Annotated in this window: 18 protein-coding genes and 3 tRNA genes; 4 read left to right on the top strand and 17 right to left on the bottom strand. The window is 58.0% G+C overall.

Features of this window, described 5'->3' with window-relative positions:
• Positions 1-100 precede the first annotated feature (100 nt).
• From clpX to RYC17_RS07275, 6 genes are all read right to left on the bottom strand, one after another.
• Positions 101-1,384, bottom strand: a complete 1,284-nt coding sequence (clpX, locus tag RYC17_RS07300) for an ATP-dependent Clp protease ATP-binding subunit ClpX (RefSeq protein ID WP_002552735.1) — start codon at positions 1,382-1,384, stop codon at positions 101-103.
• Positions 1,385-1,490: 106 nt separating this feature from the next.
• Complete coding sequence (gene clpP, locus RYC17_RS07295; protein WP_002552734.1) at positions 1,491-2,132, bottom strand: ATP-dependent Clp endopeptidase proteolytic subunit ClpP; 642 nt, start codon at positions 2,130-2,132, stop codon at positions 1,491-1,493.
• Positions 2,133-2,223: 91 nt separating this feature from the next.
• The gene (tig, locus tag RYC17_RS07290) at positions 2,224-3,534 is read right to left on the bottom strand and encodes a trigger factor (protein ID WP_002552733.1); all 1,311 of its coding nucleotides are present in this window, start codon (positions 3,532-3,534) and stop codon (positions 2,224-2,226) included.
• A 382-nt stretch (positions 3,535-3,916) separates the two neighbouring features.
• A tRNA-Leu gene (locus tag RYC17_RS07285) sits at positions 3,917-4,001 on the bottom strand.
• Between the two features lie 56 nt (positions 4,002-4,057).
• Positions 4,058-4,133 (bottom strand) — tRNA-His (locus RYC17_RS07280).
• 51 nt (positions 4,134-4,184) lie between these two features.
• A tRNA-Arg gene (locus RYC17_RS07275) sits at positions 4,185-4,261 on the bottom strand.
• Positions 4,262-4,554: 293 nt separating this feature from the next.
• On the opposite strand from RYC17_RS07275, the gene folD reads away from it, so the two are divergent.
• On the top strand, positions 4,555-5,409 hold the full coding sequence (folD, locus tag RYC17_RS07270) for a bifunctional methylenetetrahydrofolate dehydrogenase/methenyltetrahydrofolate cyclohydrolase FolD (protein WP_044321922.1): 855 nt from the start codon (positions 4,555-4,557) through the stop codon (positions 5,407-5,409).
• A gap of 61 nt (positions 5,410-5,470) precedes the next feature.
• Here folD and RYC17_RS07265 read toward each other — a convergent pair whose 3' ends face one another.
• From RYC17_RS07265 to RYC17_RS07240, 6 genes are all read right to left on the bottom strand, one after another.
• Positions 5,471-7,243: an ABC transporter substrate-binding protein gene (locus RYC17_RS07265; protein ID WP_044321923.1), complete on the bottom strand. Its 1,773-nt coding sequence runs from the start codon at positions 7,241-7,243 to the stop codon at positions 5,471-5,473.
• A gap of 85 nt (positions 7,244-7,328) precedes the next feature.
• Complete coding sequence (locus RYC17_RS07260) at positions 7,329-7,601, bottom strand: DUF2160 domain-containing protein (RefSeq protein WP_002552730.1); 273 nt, start codon at positions 7,599-7,601, stop codon at positions 7,329-7,331.
• Between the two features lie 12 nt (positions 7,602-7,613).
• Entirely contained in the window at positions 7,614-8,414 is an 801-nt protein-coding gene (locus RYC17_RS07255) for a carbohydrate ABC transporter permease (protein ID WP_003315280.1), read from the bottom strand.
• A gap of 10 nt (positions 8,415-8,424) precedes the next feature.
• Positions 8,425-9,291, bottom strand: coding sequence for a carbohydrate ABC transporter permease (locus RYC17_RS07250; RefSeq protein ID WP_002552729.1), 867 nt, complete (start codon positions 9,289-9,291; stop codon positions 8,425-8,427).
• Positions 9,284-10,399, bottom strand: coding sequence for an ABC transporter ATP-binding protein (locus RYC17_RS07245; protein ID WP_316902684.1), 1,116 nt, complete (start codon positions 10,397-10,399; stop codon positions 9,284-9,286). Before RYC17_RS07245 ends, RYC17_RS07250 begins: the two co-directional genes overlap by 8 nt.
• Complete coding sequence (locus tag RYC17_RS07240; RefSeq protein WP_002552727.1) at positions 10,399-11,493, bottom strand: ABC transporter ATP-binding protein; 1,095 nt, start codon at positions 11,491-11,493, stop codon at positions 10,399-10,401. The genes RYC17_RS07245 and RYC17_RS07240 overlap by 1 nt, the downstream gene beginning before the upstream one ends.
• Positions 11,494-11,792: 299 nt before the next feature.
• Here RYC17_RS07240 and RYC17_RS07235 point away from each other — a divergent pair, with 299 nt between their 5' ends.
• Positions 11,793-13,646, top strand: a complete 1,854-nt coding sequence (locus RYC17_RS07235; RefSeq protein ID WP_316902683.1) for a sigma-54-dependent Fis family transcriptional regulator — start codon at positions 11,793-11,795, stop codon at positions 13,644-13,646.
• Between the two features lie 138 nt (positions 13,647-13,784).
• On the opposite strand, the gene cysS is transcribed toward RYC17_RS07235, so the two are convergent.
• Both cysS and RYC17_RS07225 read right to left on the bottom strand, forming a co-directional pair.
• Complete coding sequence (gene cysS / locus RYC17_RS07230; RefSeq protein WP_316902682.1) at positions 13,785-15,167, bottom strand: cysteine--tRNA ligase; 1,383 nt, start codon at positions 15,165-15,167, stop codon at positions 13,785-13,787.
• A gap of 19 nt (positions 15,168-15,186) precedes the next feature.
• Entirely contained in the window at positions 15,187-16,881 is a 1,695-nt protein-coding gene (locus RYC17_RS07225) for a glutamine--tRNA ligase/YqeY domain fusion protein (RefSeq protein ID WP_058401921.1), read from the bottom strand.
• 207 nt (positions 16,882-17,088) lie between these two features.
• Here RYC17_RS07225 and RYC17_RS07220 point away from each other — a divergent pair, with 207 nt between their 5' ends.
• Positions 17,089-17,592 (top strand): peptidylprolyl isomerase, encoded by a 504-nt coding sequence (locus RYC17_RS07220; RefSeq protein ID WP_058401920.1) that lies wholly within the window; start codon positions 17,089-17,091, stop codon positions 17,590-17,592.
• Entirely contained in the window at positions 17,589-18,335 is a 747-nt protein-coding gene (gene lpxH / locus RYC17_RS07215; RefSeq protein WP_058401919.1) for a UDP-2,3-diacylglucosamine diphosphatase, read from the top strand. The genes RYC17_RS07220 and lpxH overlap by 4 nt, the downstream gene beginning before the upstream one ends.
• 260 nt (positions 18,336-18,595) lie before the next feature.
• On the opposite strand, the gene RYC17_RS07210 is transcribed toward lpxH, so the two are convergent.
• The 3 genes from RYC17_RS07210 to RYC17_RS07200 form a co-directional block, all read right to left on the bottom strand.
• Positions 18,596-19,933 carry an MFS transporter gene (locus RYC17_RS07210; RefSeq protein ID WP_316902681.1) on the bottom strand — a complete coding sequence of 446 codons (1,338 nt, stop codon included), beginning with the start codon at positions 19,931-19,933 and terminating at the stop codon, positions 18,596-18,598.
• A gap of 148 nt (positions 19,934-20,081) precedes the next feature.
• The gene (locus RYC17_RS07205) at positions 20,082-21,026 is read right to left on the bottom strand and encodes a 1-aminocyclopropane-1-carboxylate deaminase/D-cysteine desulfhydrase (RefSeq protein WP_316902680.1); all 945 of its coding nucleotides are present in this window, start codon (positions 21,024-21,026) and stop codon (positions 20,082-20,084) included.
• 25 nt (positions 21,027-21,051) lie between these two features.
• Complete coding sequence (locus tag RYC17_RS07200) at positions 21,052-23,091, bottom strand: NADPH-dependent 2,4-dienoyl-CoA reductase (RefSeq protein WP_002552719.1); 2,040 nt, start codon at positions 23,089-23,091, stop codon at positions 21,052-21,054.
• Between the last annotated feature and the right edge of the window lie 201 nt (positions 23,092-23,292).

The raw sequence follows: 23,292 nt of genomic DNA, 5'->3' as shown, positions 1-23,292 counted from the left end.
CAATTTCTTCATACAAAACGAATGAACGGCTGAAAAATGCAAAAGGGGGCCAAAAAGGCCCCCTTCCGTATTACTTCACACGCCCATACACCTGCGTGTGTTACGCGTCAGGGGCAACCTTGGCAGGCGGCTCACTGTTTTCGTAGATCAGCAGCGGCTTGGACGTACCATCGATAACGCTCTCATCGATCACCACCTTGCTCACGTCACTTTGCGACGGAATTTCGTACATGGTGTCGAGCAGCACGCCTTCGAGGATGGAACGCAAGCCACGGGCACCGGTCTTGCGCTCCAGCGCGCGACGGGCAACCGACTTCAACGCGTCGGTGCGGAACTCGAGGTCCACGCCTTCCATCTCGAACAGCTTGGCATACTGCTTGGTCAGCGCATTCTTCGGCTCGGTGAGGATCTGTATCAAAGCAGCCTCATCCAGCTCGTCCAGCGTTGCAAGCACTGGCAGACGGCCCACGAACTCAGGGATCAGACCGAACTTGACCAGATCGTCAGGCTCGACTTCACGCAGGGACTCGCCAACCTTCTTGCCCTCCTCCTTGCTGCGAACTTCGGCATTGAAGCCGATGCCGCCACGGGTGGAACGGTTCTGAATGACCTTTTCCAGGCCCGAGAAGGCGCCACCGCAAATAAAGAGAATATTGCGTGTGTCCACTTGCAGGAATTCCTGCTGCGGATGCTTGCGACCACCTTGCGGAGGAACGGAAGCCACGGTGCCCTCGATCAGCTTCAGCAAGGCTTGCTGCACGCCTTCGCCGGAAACGTCACGAGTGATCGAAGGGTTGTCGGATTTGCGCGAAATCTTGTCGATTTCATCGATGTAGACAATGCCCATCTGAGCCTTCTCGACATCGTAATCACATTTCTGCAACAGCTTCTGGATAATGTTTTCAACGTCCTCACCCACATAACCGGCTTCGGTCAGGGTGGTGGCGTCAGCGATGGTGAACGGCACATTGAGCAGACGGGCCAGTGTTTCGGCCAGCAGCGTCTTGCCGGAGCCCGTAGGGCCGATCAGCAGGATGTTGCTCTTGCCCAGTTCAACGTCGTCATTCTTCTTGTCGCGCTGGTTCAAACGCTTGTAGTGGTTGTACACCGCTACTGCGAGGACCTTTTTGGCACGTTCCTGACCGATTACATACTGGTCAAGGATGCCGCTGATTTCTTTAGGCGAAGGCAATTTATGCGCGCTGCTTTCGGCCTGTGCTTCCTGCACCTCCTCGCGGATGATGTCGTTGCACAGGTCGACGCACTCGTCGCAGATAAAGACCGAGGGGCCGGCAATCAATTTGCGCACTTCATGCTGGCTTTTGCCACAGAAGGAGCAATAGAGCAATTTGCCGTTGTCCTCGCCGTTGCGGGTGTCAGTCATTCGATCGATCCAATCCGGTAGGCTTGCAACACAAGATGAAGGCTATTGCGGGCTTTTTCAAGTCCGCAGGCGGTCGGTTGTGCCGACCCCCTACATTTTGAGCCGCTTAGGCAGGCATTTGACGCTTGTTGATCACGGAGTCGATCAGGCCGTATTCAGCCGCACGCTCTGCGCTCATGAAGTTGTCACGCTCGGTGTCGCGCTCGATGGTTTCGAGGCTCTGGCCGGTGTGATGCGCCAGTAGCGAGTTGAGACGATGACGAATGTGCAGGATTTCCTTGGCATGGATGTCGATATCCGACGCCTGACCCTGGAAACCGCCCAGCGGCTGGTGAATCATCATCCGCGAGTTGGGCAGGCAATGACGCTTGCCTTCTGCACCACCGGCCAGCAGGAAGGCACCCATGCTGCAAGCCTGACCGATACAGATAGTCGAAACGTCCGGCTTGATGAACTGCATGGTGTCGTAGATCGACATGCCTGCTGTCACCGAACCGCCCGGCGAGTTGATGTAGAGATGGATATCCTTGTCCGGGTTTTCCGCTTCAAGGAAGAGCAGTTGTGCCGCGATAAGGTTGGCCATGTAGTCCTCTACCGGACCAACCATAAAGATGACTCGCTCCTTGAGAAGGCGCGAATAGATGTCATAGGCGCGTTCGCCACGGGCGGACTGCTCGATAACCATCGGGACCAGGCCGCCAGCGGCCTGGATGTCAGAGTTCTGCTGAATATAAGAATTGCGGGACATGTCCTGCATTCACTCCCAAATAGTCGAGTCTTGAATACGCACAAGCCAGCGCGAAGGCTGGCTTGTGGGTGTTTTCGCACGAAAAGAGAAATCAGTCGGCTTTTGGAGCTTCCACCGGCTTGACAGCTTCTTCGTAGGAGACCGATTTGTCGGTCACGCTAGCTTTCTGCAAAACAGTATCTACAACTTGCTCTTCAAGCACAACAGAACGTACCTCGTTCATTTGCTGCTCGTTCTTGTAGTACCAGGCAACAACCTGCTCAGGCTCCTGATAGGCGGATGCCATTTCCTGGATCATTTCACGTACGCGAGCATCATCAGGCTTGAGGTCGAACTGTTTGACGACCTCGGCAACGATCAGGCCCAGCTCGACGCGACGCTTGGCCTGCTCTTCGAACAGCTCAGCCGGCAACTGGTCTGGCTTGATGTTGCCGCCGAACTGTTGAACAGCCTGGACGCGCAGACGGTTGACTTCGTTTTCCAGCAGCGCTTTAGGCACTTCGATCGGGTTGGCAGCCAGCAGACCGTCCATGACCTGATTCTTGACCTTGGACTTGATCGCCTGACGCAGCTCGCGCTCCATGTTCTTGCGAACCTCGGTGCGGAAGCCTTCGATACCGGTTTCCTTGATACCGAACTGCTTGAAGAACTCTTCGTTCAGCTCAGGCAGCTTTGGCTCGGAAACGGTATTGACGGTCACGGTGAACTCGGCAGCCTTGCCGGCCAGCTCAAGGTTCTGATAGTCCTCGGGGAAGGTCACGTTCAGAACGCGCTCTTCGCCAGCCTTGGCGCCAACCAGACCGTCTTCAAAACCAGGAATCATGCGACCGGAACCCAGCACCAGCTGGGTAGCCGTAGCAGAACCGCCAGCGAACACTTCGCCGTCGACCTTGCCCACGAAATCAATGTTCAGCTGGTCTTCGTTCTGGGCAGCACGGTCGGCCACTTCAAAACGAACGTTCTGCTTGCGCAGCACTTCCAGCATGTTGTCCAGATCGCTGTCCGCCACGTCGGCAGACAGGCGCTCTACGGCGATGGTGTCGAAACCGGCAACGGTGAATTCCGGGAATACTTCGAAAGTAGCCACGTATTCCAGGTCTTTGCCTTTTTCGAAAGATTTCGGCTCTACAGCAGGAGCACCGGCCGGGTTCAGCTTCTGCTCAACCACAGCTTCGTAGAAAGTAGCCTGAATCAGATCGCCCAGTGCTTCCTGACGTGCGCCGTCTTCATAACGCTGACGGATCACGCTCATAGGCACCTTGCCTGGGCGGAAGCCCGGGATCTTGGCTTTACGTGCGGTCTGCTGCAGACGCTTGTTGACTTCAGTCTCGATGCGTTCGGCAGGCACGCCAATGGTCATGCGGCGCTCAAGAGCGGAAGTATTTTCAACAGAAACTTGCATGGATATTCCTCGTTGCACAGACGTTAGCCGGCCGTTTCCGACCCCAGAATCAAGGGCATGCATTCTAGTGGGTCAAACTCAAGAAGTCACCCTACTGAAAAAGGGCGGGTTAACAAGAAGGAATCGGACTACAGCCGGAGGAGAAAGGAAAACACCTCGCATCACTCGCGACGTGTCTGGCACGGCCCCTATATAAGGAAACCTCTGCGCCGGACGATGACCGAATCCATCTACATAGCACGCCCCACTCGACCGGCGGCAGTATGGCCGCCGGACCCGCGAGGCGATGGAACGAATACGCCAAAACAAAAAAAGCCGCACTAGGCGGCTTTCTTTTTGTAGCTTTTGCAACCGAAGCGTTAGCACTCGACTACAGCTATCCTGGTGCGGACGGAGAGACTCGAACTCTCACACCTTGCGGCGCTGGAACCTAAATCCAGTGTGTCTACCAATTCCACCACATCCGCATTTCAGACTTTTAAAGCAAAGGCGCCAGACTATAAATCTGGCGCCCTTCTTAATATGGGGTGGACGATGGGGTTCGAACCCACGACCGCAGGAGTCACAATCCTGTGCTCTACCAACTGAGCTACGCCCACCATATTGCGCGTGACTATACAACTTACTTGCTGTGCCAAAGCTGCCTTGAATGGCGCACCCGGCAGGACTCGAACCTGCGACCATCCGCTTAGAAGGCGGATGCTCTATCCAGCTGAGCTACGGGCACTTATATAATTTGTATTCTTGCGAGAACAAACTAAAAGGCTTTCAATCACACCGAGCTGATTTGCAACTCTGCCTGACCTAATCAACCAGTGCTAGCTTAACCAGTGCTGGGCTCTGCCCGGCAAGTGCGACGAATCTTATAGACGGCCCCTGGGGTCGTCAACCTTTTTTTGAAAAAAATTCAGCTAGATAAAGGAGTTAGCGGAATATCCACAGCATGCGCCTTTGCCCTCGCGCCATGTCATGCGAGAATGCGCGCTCATTTTATTTCCTCTCGATGGTTAATCACGCGTCATGACTGCAAAACTAATCGACGGCAAGGCGATCGCCGCCAGCCTGCGCCAGCAGATCGCCAAACGTGTCGCCGAACGTAGCCAGCAAGGTCTGCGCACGCCGGGCCTCGCGGTGATTCTGGTCGGCAGCGACCCTGCCTCTCAGGTCTATGTCTCTCACAAGCGCAAGGACTGCGAGGAAGTCGGCTTTATCTCCCAGGCCTATGACTTGCCCGCTGATACCACTCAGGTTGCGCTGACCGATCTGATCGACCGCCTCAATGAAGACGCCGCTGTCGACGGCATCCTCCTGCAATTGCCTTTGCCAGCCCATCTGGACGCATCGCTGCTGCTCGAGCGCATCCGCCCGGACAAGGACGTGGACGGTTTCCATCCTTATAACGTCGGCCGTCTGGCCCAGCGCATTCCCCTGCTGCGACCGTGCACACCCAAAGGGATCATTACCCTGCTGGAAAGCACCGGAGTCGATCTGTACGGGCTGGATGCTGTGGTGGTTGGCGCGTCGAACATTGTCGGCCGCCCCATGGCGATGGAATTGCTGCTGGCGGGCTGCACCGTCACCGTGACCCACCGTTTCACCAAGGATCTGGCAGGCCATGTAAGCCGTGCCGATCTGGTGGTGGTTGCCGCTGGCAAGCCCGGCCTGGTCAAGGGCGAATGGATCAAGCCCGGCGCGATTGTCATCGACGTCGGCATCAACCGTCAGGACGATGGCAAGCTGGTTGGCGACGTGGTTTACGAGACTGCCCTGCCCCGCGCCGGCTGGATCACCCCGGTCCCTGGCGGCGTTGGTCCCATGACCCGTGCCTGCCTGCTGGAAAACACGCTGTACGCCGCAGAAACCCTGCACGACTGATCAGCCTGCAGCAATAAAAAACGGCACCCTCAAGGTGCCGTTTTTTTACCTCGACAAAACCTTACTTCTTGCCAGCCTCCCAGCTCTTCAGCAGGTCAGCGTAAGCGATGGTTTCACCCTTCGGTTTCTCGTTGGCCAGCTTGCGTTGCGGTGCGAGGAATTTGCCACCGCTTTGCTCAGCCTTGGTATACCACTCCTCGGCAGAGGTCTCGGGATTCATCTTCGGCGCACACTTGCTGGCTTCCTGAACCTTGGAACGTTCGATGCGCGTCATGATGGCATCCTGATCCTTGGCCAGACCGTCCAGCGCCTGCTGTGCTGTCTTCTCGCCGGTGACCGCCTCGGCAACGTGGCTCCACCACAACTGTGCCAGTTTCGGATAATCAGGCACGTTGGTCCCGGTAGGCGACCACTGCACACGCGCCGGGCTGCGATAGAACTCCACCAGACCACCCAGTTTGGGTGCCAGCGCGGTCATCTCCTTGGAGTTGATGTCGGACTCGCGAATCGGCGTCAGACCGACAATGGTCTTCTTCAGCGAAACGCTTTTCGAGGTCACGAACTGCGCATACAACCATGCCGCCAGGCGCTTCTTCTCGTCGGAAGATTTCAGGAAGGTCCATGACCCTACGTCCTGATAACCGAGCTTCATACCTTCTTTCCAGTAAGGTCCTTTTGGCGAAGGTGCCATGCGCCATTTCGGCGTGCCATCGGCGTTCATGACTGGCAGGCCGGGCTTGGTCATGTCGGCAGTAAAGGCGGTGTACCAGAAGATCTGTTGCGCGACGTTACCCTGCGACGGAACCGGCCCGGACTCCGAAAAGGTCATGCCCGCAGCTTCAGGCGGTGCGTAGGCTTTCAGCCAGTCGATGTATTTCTGGGTCGCGAACACCGCCGCTGGCCCGTTGGTATCGCCACCGCGGGTAATGCTGGAGCCGACCGGATGGCAATCCTCTACACGGATGCCCCACTCGTCCACCGGCAAACCGTTAGGCAGGCCCTTGTCGCCACTGCCGGCCATGGAGAACCAGGCATCGGTGAAGCGCCAGCCCAGCGACGGGTCCTTCTTGCCATAATCCATGTGCCCGAAGACTTTCTTGCCGTCGATCTCCTTGACGTCTTCGCTGAAGAATTTGGCAATGTCTTCGTAGGCCGACCAGTTGACCGGGACGCCCAGCTCATAGCCGTACTTGTCTTTGAACTTCTTTTTCAGGTCGGGACGTTCGAACCAGTCGGCACGGAACCAGTACAGGTTGGCGAATTGCTGATCAGGCAGTTGATAAAGCTTGCCGTCCGGCGCGGTGGTGAACGAGGTGCCGATGAAGTCTTTCAGGTCCAGAGTCGGCGAGGTGACTTTGCTGCCTTCCGGACTGGCCATCAGGTCGGTCAGCGACAGCGCCTTGCCATAGCGGAAGTGCGTACCGATCAGGTCCGAGTCGTTGACCCAGCCGTCGTAGATACTTTTGTCCGACTGCATGGCGGTCTGCAGTTTTTCGATCACATCACCCTCTTGCAGCAAGTCATGGGTGACTTTGATACCAGTGATTTCAGTGAAGGCCTTGGCCAGGGTTTTCGATTCGTACTCGTGGGTGGTCAGGGTTTCCGATACCACCTTGATGTCCATGCCACGGAACGGCTCGGCGGCCTTGATGAACCACTCCAGCTCTTTCAACTGTTCTGCATCGGAAAGCGTACTCGGCTTGAATTCACTGGCCGCCCACTTCTTCGCCGCATCTTCGTACTGATCTGCCCACGCCGAAACACTCAACCCGCTGAGCATCATCATGGTCGCCAGCGTCACGCTATGTTGCAGCTTGTTTTTCTTATTGAACATAGTCATCTCCAATGTTGCTTTTATGTAGTCCCGCTTTTCGAATATCGCCGACCGGATCACCCCGGCAATCGCGCCCGGCCGCCCTCTAACCCCAACGCATCACCACCAACAGCCACACCAGGGAGGCCCCTGAAGCAATCCAGACACTCCAGTCGGTCGCGCCGATCACCAGCAAATGCAGGTAAGCGCTACCCAGAAGCCCAATGAACAAACGGTCGCCACGCGTGGTGGCAATCGGCAGAAAACCACGGCGCTCGATACTTGCCGAGCGCAATTCCCATACGGTCATCCCCGCCAGCAGCAATGCGATGCTGATGAAAAAGGCCGCAGTGGGCAGTGTCCAGGACATCCACTCCATTTTTTCGACTCCTCAGACACGACCAAGAGCAAAGCCCTTGACCACATGGTTGCGAACGAACCAGATCACCAGCATACCCGGCAGGATAGTCAACACCCCCGCCGCCGCCAGCACGCCCCAATCAATACCCGACGCCGAGACTGTACGGGTCATTACCGCAGCAATCGGTTTGGCATTGACCGATGTCAGGGTGCGCGCCAGCAAGAGCTCGACCCAGGAGAACATGAAGCAGAAAAACGCGGTAACACCGATACCCGAGCCAATCAACGGAATGAAAATCTTCACGAAAAACTTCGGAAAGCTATAACCGTCGATGTAGGCCGTTTCATCAATCTCCTTGGGAACGCCGGACATGAAGCCCTCCAGAATCCACACCGCCAGCGGAACGTTGAACAAGCAATGCGCCAGAGCAACGGCGATGTGCGTGTCAAACAGGCCGATGGACGAGTACAGCTGGAAAAACGGCAGCAGGAACACGGCCGGTGGCGCCATGCGATTGGTCAGCAGCCAGAAGAACAGGTGCTTGTCGCCGAGAAAACGATAGCGTGAAAACGCGTAGGCTGCCGGAAGCGCAACGCTCAGCGATATCACGGTATTGAGGCACACGTAGTACAGCGAGTTCAGGTAACCGCTGTACCAGCTTTCGTCGGTGAAAATCACCTTGTAGTTGGCCAGGGTAAAGTCCTGCGGCCACAGGGTCAGGCCACCGAGGATCTCGGTATTGGTCTTGAACGACATATTGATCAGCCAGTAAATCGGCACCAGCAGAAACAACAGGTAAATCCACAGCGGTATGATTTTGCGCAGACTCATGACCAGCCCCTCAATTCTTTTCGCTGTGAGTCATGGCGGTGTAGAACACCCATGACACCAACAGAATGATCAGGAAGTACACCAGCGAGAACGCCGCCGCAGGCCCCAGGTCGAACTGCCCGAGCGCCATGGTGGTCAGGGTCTGACTGAGGAAGGTGGTGGAGTTGCCAGGACCGCCACCGGTGAGCACGAACGGCTCGGTGTAGATCATGAAGCTGTCCATGAAGCGCAGCATCACCGCGATCAGCAGCACGCTTTTCATCTTCGGCAGCTGGATATGCCGAAAGATGGCCCAGCCGGAGGCACGATCAATCCGCGCCGCCTGATAGTAGACATCCGGAATGGCTCGCAACCCTGAATAGCACAGCAAGGCCACCAGCGAGGTCCAGTGCCAGACGTCGATGACCAGCACTGTCACCCAGGCATCCGAAGCGTTGGCGGCGTAGTTGTAGTTGATGCCCAGCACGTTGTTCAACGTATAACCCAGCAAGCCGATATCGCCACGGCCGAAGATCTGCCAGATGGTGCCGACCACGTTCCATGGAATCAGCAACGGAATGGTCATCACGATCAGGCACAACGATGACCAGCGACCTTTGGTGGGCATGGTCAGAGCGATCGCGATACCCAGCGGGATCTCGATCAGCAGCACGCAACCCGAGTAAATGAACTGGCGCAGCAGCGAATCGTGCAGGCGCGGGTCCTGCAAGACCTGGCGAAACCAGTCAGTACCGACAAAATAGCGGCTGGACTGGTCGAAGATGTCCTGCACCGAGTAGTTGACCACGGTCATCATCGGGATAATCGCGCTGAATGCCACCAGCAGAAACACCGGCATCACCAGCCACCAGGCTTTGTTGTTCTGCACCTTACGCATGGGACACCTCACTGACCGGGCCGGCTTCAAGCAGGTAATCGTCGGCATAGAGCATCAGCCATTGACCTGGAAAGCTGATCCAGGCCTGACCGTGCGGCACCGGTTTGTCTTCCTGCAAACGAACCTTGAGCAGTTGCCCGGCCAGTTTCAGGGTAATGATCTTGTAGGTACCGAGGTCTTCCACATAGGTCACGTCGGCGCACATCGCATCGTCGTAAGGCCCGTCCCAGACATGCACGAACTCTGGACGAATGCCCACTTTCAGACTTTTCCACGGTGTGCTGGCAAGCTTTTGCTGCAACGACTCAGGCAGCGGCAGATGAATGTCGGCAAAACCGACACCGCCCGGTTGAGGCGTGACGTCAATCAGGTTCATGCCAGGGCTGCCGATGAAATAGCCGACAAAGGTGTGCGAAGGCTTTTCAAACAGCTCCCGCGGTGTGCCGAACTGGACGATCTGTCCGCCATACATCACCGCAATCTTGTCGGCGAAGGTCGACGCCTCCAGTTGATCGTGGGTGACGTAGACCATAGTGATATTGAATTGCTCGTGGATCTGCTTGAGCTTGCGGCGCAGTTTCCATTTCAGGTGCGGGTCGATCACGGTCAGCGGCTCGTCGAAGAGGATCGCCGACACGTCATCGCGCACCAAACCGCGACCCATGGAGACTTTCTGCTTTTCGTCCGCGCTGAGGTTGCGCGCTTTCTTTTTCAGCAGCGGCTGCAGGTCCAGGACATCGGCAATTTCGTTGACCTTGATGAGAATCCGCGCCTCGTCCAGGCCCTGATTGCGCAACGGAAAGGCCAGATTATCGAACACCGTCATGGTGTCGTAGATCACTGGAAACTGGAAAACCTGAGCGATGTTGCGACGCTCCGGGGGCAGCTCATTGACTACTTTCGAGTCGAACAGCACCTGGCCCTGCGACGGACTGAGCAGCCCCGAAATGATATTGAGCAGGGTTGACTTGCCACACCCGGAAGGCCCGAGCAGCGCGTAAGCCCCGCCCTGCTCCCAGATGTGACTCATCTCGCGAATTGCATAGTCGTCAGGACCAGGCTTGGCGCTGTAACTGTGCGCCAGGTTCTGCAAGCGGATCTCGGCCATCAGGCAACCCTCGCCATACGCAGGCCCGGCGCCTGAATCAGGCCGCCCTGCTGATCGAATACAAATAATTTGTGAGTCGGGATGTACACCCGAATCGATGCGTCAACGTCGTAGGCATGCACGCCCGGCAGGTGCAAAACCAGTGAAAACAGCTCGTTGCGCACATGCAGAAAGGTTTCCGAGCCGCTGATCTCTGCCAGCTCGACGGTGACCGCCAGCTCCAGATCATCATCGTTGGAAGGCACAAGGCTCAAATGGCTGGGACGCACACCAAAGCGGTATTCACCATCACCGACGGCCCGCAGGTCGACGTTGAGCGGGAAATGCACAAAGTTGGCGAAGCTGACTTCATTGCCGTCTATACGGCCCGGCATCAGATTGATCGGCGGTTCAGAGAACAGCTCGGCCGCCAATACCGTGCTCGGCCGGTGATAGACCTCGGGAGTCTTGCCGCTCTGCACCACCCGCCCTTCATGCAGGATGGTGGTGGTGCCACCCAGCGCCAGCGCTTCATTGGGCTCGGTAGTGGCATAGATGGCAATGGTATGGCGGGCTGCAAACAGCTCGCGCATTTCCTGACGCAGCTCTTCACGCAGCTTGTAATCAAGGTTGACCAAAGGCTCGTCGAACAGGATCAACTCGGCGTCCTTGACCAGCGCCCTGGCCATCGCGGTGCGCTGCTGCTGCCCACCGGACAATTCGAGCGGGTGGCGTTGCAGGAACTTTTCGATGCGCAGCATCTTCGCGGTTTCCTGCACACGGCTGTGGATCACGTCCTTGGACAGACCGGCCTGACGCAGCGGCGAGGCGATGTTTTCGAACACCGTCATGCTTGGGTAATTGATGAACTGCTGATAAACCATCGAGACATTGCGCAGACGAACCGGTCGATTTGTAACATCGACCCCGTTCATCAGCACCCGCCCGCTGTCAGGCTTGTCCAGCCCGGCCATCAGGCGCATCAGGCTGGTTTTGCCGGACAGGGTTCGCCCCAGCAGAACGTTGAAAGATCCTGGCTCAAAGCTCAGGGAGGCGTCGTCGATCCAGACCTGACCATCGACCGCGCGACTGACGTGCTCTAGCGTGAGAGACATGGCGTGCCCTTTGTTGTTTTTTTCTTAAGGGTGAATGCGTGACTGTTTGCAGATAGCGACATTCGTGCCAGTTCGGCCAGATTGCTTGCGAGCCGCGAAACAGAGCCTTCCCCCGTATTCAGGGGGCGAAAGCCCTTTCACAGCTGAACAATAATGAACAGTAAACACTGAACACTTGAACAAAATGAACATTGACTTTGAACAAAACTGAACGACACTGGACGGACGTTGCGGGCAAGGATGGTCACGCCGACGGGACCTAAAAACAAAAACAACACGTCATATTCGCAGGCATCCTCATGTCTCAATCCAGCGCTTCGCTCGTTCACGACATCATCATTCAGGATTCATGGAGGCGCTGCCGGGATTTCGGTCTCAGCCATCAGACGCGTCCTTCATTCGGCCAACTGCCGGGCGCTGAGGTTTCCAGGCTGCTGGAGCGCCATCACGGGCTGGTGCAGACCACCCATCAGGAAGTCCTGCCGGTCTACGAAAACATTCTGAGCAACTCCAATTGCCTGATTCTGCTGGCCGACCCTCAAGGCCAGTTGCTCAAATCCTGGGGCGCGCAACGCTTCGTCGAGTCTTCCCAGGCACAAGGCTTCATGGCTGGTGCCAGCTGGAGCGAACGGGGCACCGGCACCAATGCCATCGGCACAGCACTGGCCTGTGAGCAGGCCATTCACATTGAACCGGACGAGCATTTCCTCAAGGCCAATCGCTTCATGACCGGTTCGGCTTCACCGATCTTCGATGCTGATCGACGCATCATTGCCGTGCTGGATGTGTCCAGTGACAGTTTCCTGCCCCCCTCGCATACGCTGGGTATGGTCAAAATGATGAGCCAGTCGGTGGAAAACCGACTGATCCTCGATCAGTTCCGCGACTCGCACTATCAGTTGATTTTCAATACGGGCCTGAACAATCTCGACAGCCAATGGGCAGGCCTGCTGATTTTTGATGAAAGCGGCCAGATCCTTTGCGCCAATCGACGCGCTGACAATTTGTTGGGGACGACGCCGTCCGGTGCCAGTATCGAAACGCTGTTCAAGTGCCCTATCCTGCAACTGCTCAGCGAGACAGAAGCGCGGCCGTTTGCACTGCACGCGTTTGGCAATAATCGCTTTCAATGTCTGCTCAAGCGTCCGACCCGCAAGCCGCTGAAGCTGCACAGCGTCCAGCCGGTTCAGGCACCTGTCGCGCCGCGTAGCCTGGACCTGGAAGCGATCAGCTTGGGTGACGCAAAAATCGAGAAAGCCGTGAATCAGGCGCAGCGGCTGCTGGAAAAAGACATTCCGCTGCTGATCCACGGGGAAACCGGGGTCGGTAAGGAAGTGTTTGTCAAAGCCCTGCATCAAGCCAGTACCAGAGCCACTCAGCCGCTGATCGCTGTCAACTGCGCGGCGATCCCGGCCGAACTGGTCGAAGCCGAGCTATTTGGCTATGAAAGAGGGGCGTTCACCGGTGCCAGTCAAAAAGGCAGCATTGGCCTGATCCGCAAAGCCGATAAAGGCACGCTGTTTCTGGACGAAGTCGGCGACATGCCCCTGCCGGTACAGGCGCGACTGTTGCGTGTGCTGCAAGAGCGCTGCGTCCAGCCACTAGGCAGCAGTGAGTTGTTTGCGGTAGATATACGCTTGATTTCAGCCACCAATCGCAGCCTGCGCGATCAGGTTCAGACGGGGCACTTTCGCCAGGACCTTTATTACCGGATCAGCGGCTTGAGCATCGAACTCCCGGCACTGCGCGAGCGCACCGACAAACATGCACTCATCCAGCGTATCTGGGAGCGGCATCGCGACGCTCATCAACGGGCGGGGTTTTCCAGAGAAGTGCTCGAACTATTCGAACATCACCCGTGGCCGGGCAACATTCGTCAGCTCAACAGCGTGATTCAGGTGGCGCTGGCTTTGGCAGATGAACAGCCGATCAGCACCGAGCACTTGCCGGAGGATTTTCTGCTGGATATGGGCATGGATGAGGACTGCCGAGAGCCGGTGAAAACTCAGGAATCCACTGTGCGGCTTCACACGACAGAAGACCTGAGCCAACTGTTTCAAGCGGCTGGCGGAAATATTTCACAGCTGGCAAAACGCCTGGGGGTAAGCCGCAACACGCTGTACAAGCGGTTGCGGGAACAGCGGATTGTCTAGTTTTTGGCTTTTGGCAGACCGTACATCGAGGATCGGACGCGGAGCGTCCAGAACAGCATGCCCACGCGGAGCATGGGCACGATAGTCTTCCGGGTCATTATCGTTCACATGCTCCGCGTCACTAGCCGCCTTGCTTGATCAGTCCGCAAGGCGCCAGGTCGTGCCGCCCTTGCCGTCTTCCAGCAGTACGCCCATGGCGGTGATCTGGTCGCGAATCCGATCGGATTCGGCCCAGTCCTTCGCCGCGCGCGCAGCCAGACGTGCCTGAATCAGCGCTTCCACTTGCGCTGCATCGACCCGCCCTTCCGCGCCAGCGCGCAAAAAGTCGTCGGCTTCCAGCTGCAGAACACCCAGCACACTGGCCAACTGCTTCAAGCGCGCCGCAAGACCCGCCGCTGCGGTGACATCGGATTCACGCAGGCGGTTTATCTCACGGACCATTTCGAACAGTACCGCACACGCTTCCGGCGTGCCGAAGTCATCATTCATCGCCGTGCTGAAACGCTCGACGAACGCTTCCCCACCCGCAGGCTCGGCGAGCGGCAGGCCCTTGAGCGCGTGATAGAAACGCTCCAGTGCCGCCTTCGACTCACGCAGGCTGTCTTCGGAATAGTTGATCGCGCTCCGGTAATGGCTGGATACCAGCAGGTAACGCACCACTTCCGGATGGTATTTCTCCAGCACGTCACGAATGGTAAAGAAGTTGTTCAAGGACTTGGACATCTTCTCGCCGTTGATGCGGATCATGCCGCAGTGCAACCAGGCGTTGGCGTAGGTCTTGCCAGTGGCCGCCTCGCTCTGGGCGATTTCGTTTTCATGGTGCGGAAACTCCAGATCGCTGCCGCCACCATGAATATCGAAGGTGTCACCCAGGCAGCAGGTCGACATGACCGAGCATTCGATATGCCAGCCCGGACGCCCTGCGCCCCACGGCGACTCCCAGCTCGGCTCGCCGGGCTTGACGCCTTTCCAGAGCACGAAGTCCAGCGGGTCTTCCTTGGACTCGTCCACTTCGATCCGCGCACCAATGCGCAGGTCTTCGATCTTCTTGCGCGACAGCTTGCCGTAGCCCTGAAACTTGCCGACCCGGTAATACACATCACCGTTACCCGGCGCGTAGGCATAGCCCTTGTCGATCAGGGTCTGGATCATGGCGTGCATGCCAGCGATGTGATCGGTGGCACGCGGCTCCATGTCCGGCTTGAGGATGTTGAGGCGCGCCTCGTCCTCGTGCATGGCGTCGATCATGCGCGCAGTCAGCGCGTCGAATGACTCACCATTGTCACGCGCACGATTGATGATCTTGTCGTCAATGTCGGTGATGTTGCGCACATAGGTCAGTTCATAACCGCTGAAGCGCAGCCAGCGCGTCACCAGATCGAACGCCACCATGCTGCGGCCATGGCCCAGGTGGCAGTAGTCGTATACGGTCATCCCGCAGACGTACATGCGCACCTTGTTACCATCCAGCGGTTTGAATACTTCTTTGCTCTTGGTGAGCGTGTTGTAAATAGAAAGCACTATCTGCCCCTCGGACATCTCAGGTCCAGGAATCCCGCAACGTGACCGTGCGGTTGAAGACTGGTTGACCGGGTTTCGAGTCCTTGATGTCCGCGCAGAAATAACCTTCGCGTTCGAACTGGAAACGGTCTTCCGGTTGCGCGTGTCCCAATGATGGTTCAGCACGACAACCGGTCAGCACTTGCAGGGAATCGGGGTTGATATTGTCCAGAAAGCTCGCGCCGTCTTCGGCTTTTTCCGGGTTGGCGGAGCGGAACAGGCGGTCATACAGACGCACTTCACATTCAACGCTCTCGGCCGCAGGCACCCAGTGCACAACGCCCTTGACCTTGCGGCCTTCGGGGTTCTTGCCCAGGGTGTCAGGATCGTAGGAGCAACGCAGTTCGACGATGTTGCCCTCTGCGTCCTTGATCGCTTCGTCGGCACGGATCACATAGCTGCCACGCAAGCGTACTTCACCATTGGGTTCAAGACGTTTGTAGCCTTTTGGCGGCTCTTCCATGTAATCGTCGCGATCGATGTAAATCTCCCGCGAAAACGGCAGCTCGCGCATGCCCAGGTCTTCTTTCGGATGGCGCGGCAGTTCCAGCTTCTCGACCTGACCTTCCGGGTAGTTGGTGATGACCACTTTCAGGGGGCGCAGCACACACATTGCGCGCGGGGCGCTGTGGTCCAGGTCATCGCGAATACTGAATTCGAGCATGCCGAAATCGACAACGCCGTCAGAGCGGTTGGTGCCGATCATTTCGCAGAAATTGCGAATCGATTTCGGCGTGTAGCCACGGCGACGGAAGCCCGACAGAGTCGACATGCGCGGGTCATCCCAGCCATTGACGTGTTTCTCGTCAACGAGTTGCTTGAGCTTGCGCTTGCTGGTGATGGTGTAGTTCAGGTTCAGGCGCGAGAACTCGTACTGGCGCGGCTTGCACGGCACCGGCAGGTTATCGAGGAACCAGTCGTACAACGGACGATGGCTTTCGAACTCCAGGGTGCAGATCGAGTGGGTGATGCCTTCGAGGGCATCCGACTGACCGTGGGTGAAGTCATAGATCGGGTAGATGCACCACTTGTCGCCGGTCTGATGGTGATGCGCATGACGAATGCGGTAAATGATCGGGTCACGCAGGTTCATGTTCGGCGAGGCCATGTCGATCTTGGCTCGCAGTACACGAGCGCCGTCTTCGAATTCGCCCGCCTTCATGCGCGCGAACAGGTCGAGGTTTTCCTCGACGCTGCGCTCACGGAACGGACTGTTCTTGCCCGGCTCGGTCAGGGTGCCACGGTATTCGCGCGCCTGCTCGGGGGTCAGATCGTCAACGTAAGCCTTGCCTGCCTTGATCAGCTCGACCGCCCAGTCGTGCAACTGGTCGAAATACTGCGAGGCGTAGCGCACTTCGCCCGCCCACTCGAAGCCCAGCCACTTGACGTCGCTCATGATGGCGTCGATGTATTCCTGGTCTTCCTTGGCCGGGTTGGTGTCATCGAAACGCAGGTGCGTATCGCCACCGAACTCCTTGGCCAGACCGAAGTTCACGCAGATCGACTTGGCGTGACCGATGTGCAGGTAACCGTTGGGCTCTGGCGGAAAGCGCGTGATGATTTTGCTGTGCTTGCCCGAGTCCAGGTCTGCCTGCACGATAGGACGCAGGAAATTGGTCGGTACGGCTGGGCCTGCCTTGGAATGGGCAGCGGGTTCTGGAGTGGGCTTGCTCATAGGATCCTTGGACATACGTGCGCGGCCAGGGTAGGCCGACTAAATCAAAGCGCTTATCATAGCCGAAGCTGTCAAGTCCCTGACAACAGAGTGCACATTTGAGGGCATAAAAGCTGCAAAAGCGCTGAAAAATGTAACCTCGTCCGTAAACTGCGCGTCAGGGTCATAATGTGCCCATTCATGCATGACTATAGAGCGACTTTCCACATGTCCAAAGTAAAGCTGACCACCAACCACGGCGACATCGTTCTGCAACTGAACGCAGAAAAGGCGCCACTGACTGTAGCCAACTTCATCGAATACGTTAACGCTGGCCACTACGAAAACACGGTTTTCCACCGTGTAATCGGCAACTTCATGATCCAGGGCGGCGGTTTCGAGCCAGGCATGAAAGAAAAGAAAGACAAGCGCCCGAGCATTCAGAACGAAGCCGATAACGGCCTGCCGAACAAGAAATACACTGTGGCCATGGCCCGCACCATGGAGCCGCATTCGGCCTCTGCGCAGTTCTTCATCAACGTGGCTGACAACGCCTTCCTGAACCACAGCGCCAAGACCGTTCAGGGCTGGGGTTACGCGGTGTTCGCCGAAGTCATCGAAGGCACCGACGTCGTCGACAAGATCAAGGGCGTTGCGACTTCCAGCAAAGCCGGTCATCAGGACGTGCCTGTAGAAGACGTGATCATCAAGAAAGCCGAGATCGTTGAGTGATACTGCTGATCTCCGATCTGCACCTTGAACAGGAGCGCCCGGACATTACCCGGGCGTTTCTGGATCTGCTCGCGGGCCGCGCCCGCGAAGCCGAGGCGCTGTATATCCTCGGGGATTTCTTTGAAGTCTGGATCGGTGACGACGCCATGTCACCGTTTCAGCTTTCAATCTGCAAAGCCCTGCGCGCATTGAGTGACAGCGGCACACGAATTTTTCTGATGCACGGCAACCGCGACTTCATGATCGGCAAGGGTTTCTGCAAGGCAGCGGGTTGCACCCTGTTGAGCGATCCGAGCGTCGTGCAGTTGAACGGTGAGCCCGTGTTGTTGATGCATGGCGATAGCCTGTGCACCCGCGATGAAGGTTACATCCGGATGCGCCGTTATCTGCGCCATCCGCTGACGCTTTTCATTCTGCGCCATTTGCCGCTGGGCACCCGGCACAAGCTGGCGCGCAAGTTGCGCAATGAAAGCCGTGCGCAAACCCGTATGAAGGCCAATGATATTGTCGATGTGACGCCAGACGAGGTGCCGCGGATCATGCAGCAGTTCGGCGTGCGCACCTTAGTACACGGCCACACTCATCGCCCCGCGATTCATAAGTTGCAGATTGGCGATCAGGCAGCCAGACGCATTGTGCTGGGCGACTGGGATCGTCAGGGCTGGGTGTTGCAGGTGGATGAGCAGGGTTTCAGTCTGAGCTCATTCGACTTTGTGCCCGAGACGACTGCGCTGTTGAATTGATGGCGCGGGAACGCGGCTGAGAGCACAGCAGTTCTGCGATGTCAGGTGGATTGGGGTTCGACTCAGGTCACCTTTTTCGCCCCTCGGCGAGTTACTTTGAGGGGCCATAGTAACCAAAGCCCCTCGCTCCTGTTTCCGGCCCGACTTCGTCGGATTCCATCGCCCTGTCACTAAGGTCGCACTCTGCGTCGCCAGTGCCATCGCGGTTGAAACGCACTGCGTTAGTAGCTGCTATTTATACGGCATGCCGATCGTGAAGCTCAGGCAATCGACCGCGTCACCGGCTCATCGCCTGTAACAGGCACATCATGCAACGATATTTTCGAGGTTTCCGGCAAGGACAGGCCGCCAGCCATCGCCAATACGGCTACGGCGATGAGGTAGAACGCTGGCGACAGGTTGCTGCCCGTGACACCGATGAGCCAGGTCGCCACCAGCGGCGCGGTGCCGCCGAACAGGGTGTAGGCCATGTTGTAGGTGATTGCCGAGGCGGTATAGCGGGTGCGGGTCGGGAAGGTTTCCGATAACAGCGCTGCCGTCACTACACCGCACAGCACTGCGCCCACAGCAAGCAGCATGACCCCGACGATCGAGGCAATGAACGAGCCGGAGCTGGCCATCAGGAATGACGGAAAAACCACGACCATCAGCAGAGTACAGGCGGTTGCCATGGTGACCCGACGGCCTACCCGATCCGAATAGGCACCGGCCAGCGGACAGAGAGCAGCCGCAAAGGCCAGTGCGATCAACGACACCAGCAGCGCCGTCGCCCTGCTCAACCCGCCAGCCACTTGCAGGTAGGTCGCAAAGTAAGTGGTGAACATATAGAACGACAGCGCCGTCAACGACACGAACGCTCCCAGACAACACATGGCCGCTGCATGATGGCGCAAGGTGTCCTTGAGTGGCGAGTGAGCCACGGCGTGCTCTTGCGTGACAGCCTGAAAGGCCGGGGTTTCGTCGAGCTTCCAGCGCAAGTACAAGCCGACCAGCCCCAAGGGCGCTGCAATCAGAAACGGCAGGCGCCAGCCCCAACTGCCCATGGCCTCGGTCGACAGTGACGACTCCAGCGCGTAAGCCACCACTGCTGCGGCAGCAAAGGCGGAAAACGTCGACACCGGCACAAAGCTGCCATACCAGGCCCGCTGCGTGCGCGGCGCATGCTCCATGAGGTAGGCGCAGGCCCCGGCATACTCGCCACCGGCCGAGAAACCCTGCGCACAGCGAATCACCGTCAGCAGAATCGGTGCCATCACGCCAATCGCCGCATACGTCGGTAATAAACCGATCAGCGTGGTCGCGCCTGCCATCAACAGGATGGTCATCGCCAGGGTCTTCTTGCGCCCGATGCGGTCACCCAGCATGCCAAAGAAAATCCCGCCCAATGGCCGGAATGCGAAGGCCACGGCAAACACGGCGAAGGTTTTCAACAACGCGGCGCTGCTGTCACCGCTGGGGAAAAATTGCAGCGCGATGGTGGTTGCCAGAAAGCCGTACACGGCGAAATCGAACCATTCGACGAAGTTGCCGATGGCCGCCGCGACGATGACCTTTTTCAGCGTGGCAGGATCGACTTGCTCTGCGGCGGTAGTTGTCATGGCTGACCTCAGCGTATTGATCTGGAATGGATCGATTATCGAGACAGCGACCCGGATGCCTCACTCCAGAAGTGTCATCCACGTAGTCATAGCCGACGTCTCGCCACCGATCTGCGCAGAATTCATGCCAAAGGCTCTGCGACAAGGCTTACAGGCCCATCGCGCGCCGCCCCTGCAGGCCACCGGTATGGACGAGGACCAGACGGCCGCCTGACTTGAACCGACCGGCCAGCACCTCATCGTGCAGGGCCAGCAAAGCCTTGCCGGTGTACAAGGGCTCCAGCGGTATGCCGCTATGCGCCTCGCTGCTGGCGATGAAGTCGAGCAGCGCGGCATCGGTTCTGGCGAAACCGCCGCGGCTGGCCTCCAGCAGAACACAGGCAGCGGGCAGGTTCGGCGAGGCGTTCACCTGCGACCCTGCGGCTTCTTTCAACACAGCCATGATGTTTTGAGCGACGCCATGATCGTCCGGCACCGCCATCGCGCCATATACCGGATGGGCGCCGGCCTCGGCCAACAGCAAACCGGCAAGCGTTGTGCCGGTGCCGACTGCCAGCCACCAGCCGTGATAATCGTCCCAGCCAAGGTGCCCGAGCTGGCTATCGACCATCTCCCGCAACCTTGCGCAGCCCAGCGCACCGGCAAGCCCGCCACCGCCTTCGGCAATCGGATACAGCTCAGGATATTGCGCCTGCCAGGGCAGCCAGAAATCTGCAGCATGTCGTGCTCGATAACCCGCATAGCCCAGCCAGTGCAATTGCATGCCAAAAGCTTGCAGGTCCAGTACCGTCGGCGTCTGCTGGGCGTGACCACGCAACAGGCCCACCGTCGGGAAACCGAAGCGCTTGCCCGCTGCCGCCAGCGCATGGAGATGATTGGAGTGTGCGCCGCCCAGGCTGATCAATCCCTCTGCACCCGCCTCGACAGCCTGGGTCAGGTGTTCGCTGAGCTTGAACCATTTGTTGCCGCTGATCAGCGAGTCAATAAGGTCCAGGCGCAGGATTGACACCTCCACCCCGGCATCTTGCAGCCAGGGCAGGTTCAAGCGTTGCAGCGCAGCAGTGGGCTGCCAGTCAAGGGCGTCAACAATCATCCGCGCAGTTTACAGACAAGCTGAATCAGAGCGCAGCGGCCAGACGCGAACCTTGATCGATAGCGCGTTTGGCATCCAGCTCGGCGGCAACGTCTGCACCGCCGATCAGATGCACGCTTTGCCCGGCGCTGACCAGATCGTCATACAGCTCGCGCAGCGGGTCCTGCCCGGCGCAAATCACAATGTTATCTACCGCCAGCAGCTTTTCCTCGCCGTCTTCACCAATACGAATATGCAAACCGGCATCGTCGATTTTCAGGTACTGGACGCTATTGAGCATCTGCACCTGTTTGTTTTTCAGCCCGGTGCGGTGAATCCAGCCGGTGGTCTTGCCCAGGCCGTCGCCCACCTTGGAGCTCTTGCGTTGCAGCAGGTACACCTGGCGTGCCGGGGCGTGCACATCAGGTTTGATCCCGGCCACGCCGCCGCGCGCTTCAAGCGTGGTATCGATGCCCCACTCCTTCCAGAACGCCTCGCGATCCAGGCTGGTGGCCACGCCCTGATGCACAAGAAATTCCGACACATCGAAACCGATACCGCCTGCGCCGATCACTGCCACGCTGCGCCCGACCGGCTTGCGCTGCAAAATGACATCCAGATAGCTGAGCACTTTTTGGTTATCGATACCTGGGATGGCAGGAGTGCGCGGTGCGATGCCGGTTGCCAAAATCACCTCGTCAAAGCCGGCCCCCAGCAAGTCTTCGGCTTTTATGCGAGTGCCAAGGCGCAATTGCACGCCGGTTTCTTCCACTTTGTTGCGGAAGTAACGCAGCGTCTCGGAGAACTCTTCCTTGCCCGGCACGCGCTTGGCGATATTGAACTGGCCGCCGATTTCGCTGGCCGAATCGAACAACGTCACCTCATGTCCGCGCTGTGCAGCAACGGTTGCAGCAGCCAGACCGGCAGGACCGGCACCCACCACGGCAATTTTCTTCACCTGCCGGGTGGGCAGGTAGTTGAGTTCAGTCTCGTGACAGGCGCGCGGATTGACAAGGCAACTGGTGAGCTTGCCGCCGAAGGTGTGGTCAAGGCAGGCCTGATTACAGCCGATGCAGGTGTTGATCCGTTCGGCGTGCCCCGCCGCGGCCTTGTTGACGAATTCCGGGTCGGCCAGAAAAGGACGAGCCATCGAGACCATGTCGGCGTCGCCCTCGCTGAGGATGCGCTCGGCAACTTCCGGGGTATTGATGCGGTTGGTAGTGATCAGCGGCACCTTCACCGAACCTCGCAGTTTGGCAGTGACCTTGCTGAACGCTGCACGCGGCACCTTGGTGGCGATGGTCGGAATACGTGCCTCGTGCCAACCGATCCCGGTGTTGATCAGCGTCGCACCCGCCTGCTCGACCGCCTTGGCCAGCTGGACGATCTCTTCCCAGGTGCTACCACCCTCCACAAGATCCAGCATCGACAGTCGAAAGATAATGATGAAATCCGCACCGACCGCCTCACGCACCCGCGTAACGATCTCGACCGCCAGGCGCATGCGGTTTTCATAGCTGCCGCCCCAGCGATCGGTGCGGTGGTTGGTATGGGCGGCGAGGAATTGATTGATGAAATAGCCTTCCGAGCCCATGATTTCGACACCGTCATACCCGGCACTGCGGGCCAGCGTGGAACAGGTCACGAAATCAGCGATCTGCTTTTCGATGCCCTCTTCGTCCAGCTCACGCGGCGTGAACGGGTTGATCGGCGCCTGAATGGCACTTGGCGCAACCTGCTTGCGGCTATAAGCGTAGCGACCGGCATGCAGGATCTGCAGGCAGATCTTGCCGCCAGCCTCGTGGACCGCACGGGTAACGATGCGATGCTGCTCCGCCTCTTCGGCATTGGTGAGTTTTGCCGCACCGTCGTAGACACCGCCCTCTTCGTTTGGCGCGATCCCGCCGGTCACCATCAACCCGACCCCGCCGCGTGCCCGCTCGGCAAAATAAGCCGCCATGCGCTCGAAACCACCCGGCCGCTCTTCAAGACCAGTGTGCATCGAGCCCATCAAGGTCCGGTTGCGCAAGGTTGTGAAGCCCAGGTCCAGCGGGGCCAGCAGGTGCGGGTAATGAGCAGCAGTCATGGCGAAGCTCCATCGAGGCAATCACGGGAAAACAAGGACCTCTGCGGGTCCTCTCATGGGCAACAGTAAAGACGCATCCAGCCCCACACTCAATGACCGAAAGTGACAAGTTATTGATCCAAACGCGCAGCGGCACTTGGCAAGCGCCTGACGTCGTCCTACCCTAGTCGACAATTTCCTGATGGCAGCCAGCCGGCCTTT

It is taken from the genome of Pseudomonas syringae group sp. J248-6 (genome assembly GCF_032586995.1).
GTDB classification, from domain to species: Bacteria; Pseudomonadota; Gammaproteobacteria; order Pseudomonadales; family Pseudomonadaceae; genus Aquipseudomonas; species Aquipseudomonas amygdali.
This window is presented reverse-complemented; position numbering and strand designations above follow the sequence as displayed.

What these genes read in the sequence shown, in the direction of transcription:
- clpX (WP_002552735.1), bottom strand. Translation starts at nt 1,384, where the DNA reads ATGACTGACACCCGCAACGGCGAGGACAACGGCAAATTGCTCTATTGC.
- clpP (WP_002552734.1), bottom strand. Translation starts at nt 2,132, where the DNA reads ATGTCCCGCAATTCTTATATTCAGCAGAACTCTGACATCCAGGCCGCT.
- tig (WP_002552733.1), bottom strand. Translation starts at nt 3,534, where the DNA reads ATGCAAGTTTCTGTTGAAAATACTTCCGCTCTTGAGCGCCGCATGACC.
- folD (WP_044321922.1), top strand. Translation starts at nt 4,555, where the DNA reads ATGACTGCAAAACTAATCGACGGCAAGGCGATCGCCGCCAGCCTGCGC.
- RYC17_RS07265 (WP_044321923.1), bottom strand. Translation starts at nt 7,243, where the DNA reads ATGTTCAATAAGAAAAACAAGCTGCAACATAGCGTGACGCTGGCGACC.
- RYC17_RS07260 (WP_002552730.1), bottom strand. Translation starts at nt 7,601, where the DNA reads ATGGAGTGGATGTCCTGGACACTGCCCACTGCGGCCTTTTTCATCAGC.
- RYC17_RS07255 (WP_003315280.1), bottom strand. Translation starts at nt 8,414, where the DNA reads ATGAGTCTGCGCAAAATCATACCGCTGTGGATTTACCTGTTGTTTCTG.
- RYC17_RS07250 (WP_002552729.1), bottom strand. Translation starts at nt 9,291, where the DNA reads ATGCGTAAGGTGCAGAACAACAAAGCCTGGTGGCTGGTGATGCCGGTG.
- RYC17_RS07245 (WP_316902684.1), bottom strand. Translation starts at nt 10,399, where the DNA reads ATGGCCGAGATCCGCTTGCAGAACCTGGCGCACAGTTACAGCGCCAAG.
- RYC17_RS07240 (WP_002552727.1), bottom strand. Translation starts at nt 11,493, where the DNA reads ATGTCTCTCACGCTAGAGCACGTCAGTCGCGCGGTCGATGGTCAGGTC.
- RYC17_RS07235 (WP_316902683.1), top strand. Translation starts at nt 11,793, where the DNA reads ATGTCTCAATCCAGCGCTTCGCTCGTTCACGACATCATCATTCAGGAT.
- RYC17_RS07225 (WP_058401921.1), bottom strand. Translation starts at nt 16,881, where the DNA reads ATGAGCAAGCCCACTCCAGAACCCGCTGCCCATTCCAAGGCAGGCCCA.
- RYC17_RS07220 (WP_058401920.1), top strand. Translation starts at nt 17,089, where the DNA reads ATGTCCAAAGTAAAGCTGACCACCAACCACGGCGACATCGTTCTGCAA.
- RYC17_RS07210 (WP_316902681.1), bottom strand. Translation starts at nt 19,933, where the DNA reads ATGACAACTACCGCCGCAGAGCAAGTCGATCCTGCCACGCTGAAAAAG.
- RYC17_RS07205 (WP_316902680.1), bottom strand. Translation starts at nt 21,026, where the DNA reads ATGATTGTTGACGCCCTTGACTGGCAGCCCACTGCTGCGCTGCAACGC.
- RYC17_RS07200 (WP_002552719.1), bottom strand. Translation starts at nt 23,091, where the DNA reads ATGACTGCTGCTCATTACCCGCACCTGCTGGCCCCGCTGGACCTGGGC.